Source organism: Mesorhizobium sp. M1E.F.Ca.ET.063.01.1.1, from assembly GCF_003998155.1.
In the GTDB taxonomy this organism is placed as follows: Bacteria; Pseudomonadota; Alphaproteobacteria; order Rhizobiales; family Rhizobiaceae; genus Mesorhizobium.
In genome coordinates, this window is record NZ_RZSC01000510.1 from 1 (window position 1) to 4,382 (window position 4,382).

Sequence of the window (4,382 nt, forward strand, 5' to 3'; positions counted from 1 at the left end):
GTTTCAGAGCTGGGCGGCCTGCCGGTGACGGTGGCGCAGCGCGACGACCGTTTCTTCATGGTGCGCGGCAAGGGCGACAAGGAACGCATGGTGCCGCTGTCGGCCAAGGCGCGCGACGCGATGCGGGCCTGGCTTGCAACAAGGGCCGAACGCCCGGCCTTTGCCGAGAGCCCCTATCTGTTTCCGGCTTCCTCCGACAGCGGCCATCTCTCCCGGCAGGTTTTCGCCCGCGATCTCAAAGGGTTGGCGGCCCGGGCCGGTATCGCCTCGGCCAAGATCTCGCCGCATGTGCTTCGCCATGCCTTTGCCAGCCATCTCTTGCAGAATGGCGCCGATCTCAGGGCCGTCCAGCAACTGCTTGGCCACGCCGATATCTCCACCACGCAGATCTACACCCATGTTCTGGAGGAGCGGCTGGTGCGGCTGGTCAACGATCATCATCCGCTTGCCGACTAGGCCTCATATCGCTATGTGATGGCGACGTTCCACCGCCCGGAGCCAGCATTTCCAGGGTTCCGCCAGCCATTGCCTTCCGACGGATCGGTCCGCCCAAGCATGTACAATTACCTCGATTTCGAAAAGCCGGTGCAGGATCTTGAGCTCAAGATCCTCGAGCTGAAGAAGCTTGCGGAGAACGGCGAGGCGGTCGATGTCGCCGACGAGATCAACAGGCTGGAGAAGCGCTCGCGCGACGCGCTGCGCGATCTCTACAAGGCGCTCACCCCCTGGCAGAAGGTGCAGGTGGCGCGCCACCCCGACAGACCGCACTGCGTCGACTACATCAAGGGCTTGTTCAGCGATTTCACGCCTTTGGCCGGAGACCGCAATTTCGGTGAGGACCAGGCGATCGTCGGCGGTTTCGCCCGTTTTCGCGGCGAGCCGGTGGCGGTGATCGGCCAGGAAAAGGGCTCGGACACGGCGAGCCGCCTGAAGCATAATTTCGGTTCGGTGCGTCCCGAAGGCTACCGCAAGGCGGTGCGGCTGATGGAGCTTGCCGATCGCTTCAAGATGCCGCTTCTGACGCTGGTGGATACTGCCGGCGCCTATCCCGGCGTCGGCGCGGAGGAGCGCGGCCAGGCAGAGGCCATAGCGCGCTCGACCTCGGCCTGCCTGGCGCTCAAGGTGCCGTCGATCTCGGTCGTCATCGGCGAAGGCGGCTCCGGCGGCGCCATCGCCATCGCCACCGCCAACCGCGTCTACATGCTGGAGCATGCCATCTATTCGGTGATTTCGCCCGAGGGCGCGGCTTCGATCCTGTGGCGCGACACCACCCGCTCCAAGGACGCGGCGACCAACATGAAGATCACCGCCCAGGATCTTCTCGAGATGAAGATCATCGACGCCATCGTTCCCGAGCCGATGGGTGGCGCCCAGCGCGCTCCCGAAACGGTGATTGCCGCGACCGGCGACCTCATCGCCAAGACCATGAAGGACTTTGCCGGCGCCAATATCGACTTCCGCGAGCAGCGCCGTGAGAAATATCTGGCGATGGGCCGCAGCCTTTAATCGGGCCGCCCGTGGTAAACTGTGGCGGCAACGAACAATTTCGCCACAAAAATGCCGCCGCATTCGGCTCAATGAAAATCGCCGTGAGGGGTTGGCCAAGGCTTGCGGTAAGGATTTTTCAAGGTTAACGGGCTTACCGTCCGTCGGTGTTCAGCGTGCGGGCTCGGTCGTGCCGAGGCCTTTGGCCCGAAAGAAAGACGTAGCCGTAGCGATGTTTGCCAAGCTTGCCCGCACCGGAGTCCTGATCGCCGCGATTGGCGTCGCCGGCTGCAATGATTCGTCGATGAAGGATTTCGCGCCGGAGGCCAACAAGCCGCTGCCGGACAAGATCCTTGCCGACATGAAGGCCAAGGGCATGGTGCGCACCTCCTCGGTGATGGCGCGCATCTTCAAGGAAGAAGGCAAGCTGGAGATCTGGAAGGCCAAGACCAACGGCCGCTACGATCTCGTTGCCGCCTATGACATCTGCAAATGGTCGGGCAAGCTCGGCCCCAAATACACCGAGGGCGACCGCCAGGCGCCGGAAGGCTTCTACACGGTGCGTCCGTCGCAGATGAATCCGCGTTCGAACTATCATCTGTCCTTCAACATCGGCTTTCCCAACGCCTATGACCGCGCCAACGGCCGCACCGGCGCCAATCTGATGGTGCACGGCGCCTGTTCGTCGTCCGGCTGCTATTCGATGACCGACGCGCAGATTGAGCAGATCTATGCCTTCGGCCGTGACGCCTTCCAGGGCGGCCAGACCGAGTTCCAGATCCAGGCTTTCCCGTTCCGCATGACCGCCGCCAACATGGCGCGCTACCGCAACGATCCGAACTACGAGTTCTGGAAGATGCTGAAGGTCGGCTACGACAATTTCGAGATCACCAAGGTGCCGCCGAAGGTCGACGTCTGCGAGAAGCGTTACGTCTTCAACCAGGTGGCGCCTGAAGGCACGACCTTCGATCCGACCGGTCCCTGCCCCGAGAGCACGCAGCCGGATTCGTTGAAGACGGCCTATGCCGATTACGAGAAGCGCTATGACGCGGCTTTCAGCTCTGCCGTCAGGTCGAGCGCGCCGGCGCCCAAGCCGACCATTGCCGGCATCAAGGAAGCCAGCATCGTTTCCGATTGGTCGAAGCGCCGCGCCCGCGGCGAGCGCGTGCCGATCGAGCCGCCGTCGATGAATTCCGATGGCTCGGTGACCGAGACGGTGCGCATGGGCCGCATCGATTCGCCGCTCGGCCGCAAGATGGCGGCGCTCGACGCCGAGAAAGAGGCCAAGCGCAAGGCCGAGGAGCAGCGGCTGGCGGCAATCGAAGCCGCGAAAGCCGCCAAGGAAGCGGCCAAGGCTCAGGCGCTGGCCGAAAAGGAAGCCGCCAAGCAGGCAGCACAACAGCAGGTCGTCACCGCCGGCGTCGAGGTGGCGCCGGCCCAGCCGGCGGCTGAGACACAGGCGGCGAGTGCTGACGAAGGCACCGTGTCCAAGCTGAAGAAGAAGCTGCTCGGCATGTTCGGCGGCTGAGATCTTTGAGCTTGGCAAAGCACGCAATCACCTACGATCTCAAGGGCCTGAACTGTCCGCTGCCGGTGCTCAAGGCCCGCAAGCGTCTGGCCGCGATGCGGCCGGGCAGCCGTCTGTGGCTGGAGACCACCGATCCGCTCGCCGTGATCGACATTCCGGCCTTCTGCGCCGATGCCGGCCATCAGTTGATCGAGACGGCGACGGTAGCCGGAGGCCATCGCTTCCTGGTCGAGCGCGGCAGCGCGGCTTAACCAGTAGCGGGCTTTCCAATCACAGTCCGGCGATCGCCAGCGGATTGGCTTCGAGCGCCGCCCGGTCCGGCGTATCGATCGATGGCCGATTGGTGAAGGCGGCGAACAGCCGCTGGACATAGTCTTCAGGCATATCGAGCGTGATCAGCACCAGTCGGGTGCCGCGCTGGCCGTCCGGCCAGGCCGGCAGCCTTGCCGTCGGATGCAGGACCTTCTGCACGCCGTGAACGACCAGCGGCCGTGACGGATCTTCCATCAGTTCGATGACGCCCTTCATGCGCAGCAGCTTCTCACCATGCGTCGAGCGTAAGAGATCGAGGAACATCTCGATCGCCGAGAACGGCACCGGTCCGTCGTGGACGAGCGAGTGGCAGCGCACGCGGCTGTCGTGGCGGTGGTCGTGATGATGGTGGCTGTGATCATGGTCATCGTCGTGGTGATGATGGCCGTGGTCATGCGCTGCCTCTTCGCCGAGCCAGCGTCGCACATCGGCGGTCTTGGTATCGGGATTGTAGAGGCCGCAGTTGAACAGCGACGCCACGCCCGTGCCGCCATCGTTGACGTCGAGGAGTGCCGCGCCCGGATTGATCTGATGGAGCCGTGCCCGCAGGGCCCCGACATCCCCTACCTCGGCAAGGTCGGTCTTGGTGAGCACGATGCGGTCGGCGACCGCCGCCTGCTTCACCGCCTCGACATGAGCATTGAGGGTCGCCTCGCCGTTGACGGCATCGACCAGCGTGATGACGCCGTCGAGCCGGAAAGCCTGCACCAGCGCCGGATGCGCCATGATCGACTGCAGCACCGGCGCGGGATCGGCAAGGCCGGTGGTTTCGACCACGACGCGCGCAAGCCGGGCGATACGGCCGGTCTGCAGCCGGTCGACGAGATCGGCCAGCGTATCGACGAGATCGCCGCGCACCGTGCAGCAGAGGCAGCCGTCGGAAAGCTGGATGATGCCGTCCGAGGCCTGCTCGACCAGAAGATGGTCGATCGCCACCTCGCCGAGCTCGTTGATGATGACCGCCGTGTCGGCGAGTGCCGGGTCCTTGAGCAGCCGGTTGAGCAGTGTCGTCTTGCCGGCGCCGAGAAAGCCGGTGAGCACCGAGACGGGAATGGGA

General features: G+C 64.3%; 5 protein-coding genes. 4 read left to right on the forward strand and 1 reads right to left on the reverse strand.

Annotated elements, in window-relative coordinates; translation table 11 throughout:
* From EOA29_RS26630 to EOA29_RS26645, 4 genes are all read left to right on the forward strand, one after another.
* Window positions 1-456, forward strand: a 456-nt coding sequence (locus EOA29_RS26630) for a tyrosine-type recombinase/integrase (protein ID WP_145969810.1), incomplete at its 5' end; no start/stop codon positions are given.
* A 99-nt stretch (window positions 457-555) separates the two neighbouring features.
* On the forward strand, window positions 556-1,506 hold the full coding sequence (locus tag EOA29_RS26635) for an acetyl-CoA carboxylase carboxyltransferase subunit alpha (protein ID WP_126091653.1): 951 nt from the start codon (window positions 556-558) through the stop codon (window positions 1,504-1,506).
* Between the two features lie 211 nt (window positions 1,507-1,717).
* A complete protein-coding gene (locus EOA29_RS26640) occupies window positions 1,718-3,013 on the forward strand; it encodes a murein L,D-transpeptidase family protein (protein WP_126091652.1) in 1,296 nt (431 codons plus the stop codon).
* A gap of 11 nt (window positions 3,014-3,024) precedes the next feature.
* On the forward strand, window positions 3,025-3,264 hold the full coding sequence (locus EOA29_RS26645) for a sulfurtransferase TusA family protein (RefSeq protein ID WP_189350513.1): 240 nt from the start codon (window positions 3,025-3,027) through the stop codon (window positions 3,262-3,264).
* 19 nt (window positions 3,265-3,283) lie between these two features.
* Here EOA29_RS26645 and EOA29_RS26650 read toward each other — a convergent pair.
* The coding region (locus tag EOA29_RS26650; protein WP_245468547.1) for a GTP-binding protein at window positions 3,284-4,382 on the reverse strand (1,099 nt) is incomplete at its 5' end.

Excerpts from the sequence above, each read along its gene's own strand:
- EOA29_RS26635 (WP_126091653.1), top strand. The coding sequence starts at position 556 with ATGTACAATTACCTCGATTTCGAAAAGCCGGTGCAGGATCTTGAGCTC.
- EOA29_RS26640 (WP_126091652.1), top strand. The coding sequence starts at position 1,718 with ATGTTTGCCAAGCTTGCCCGCACCGGAGTCCTGATCGCCGCGATTGGC.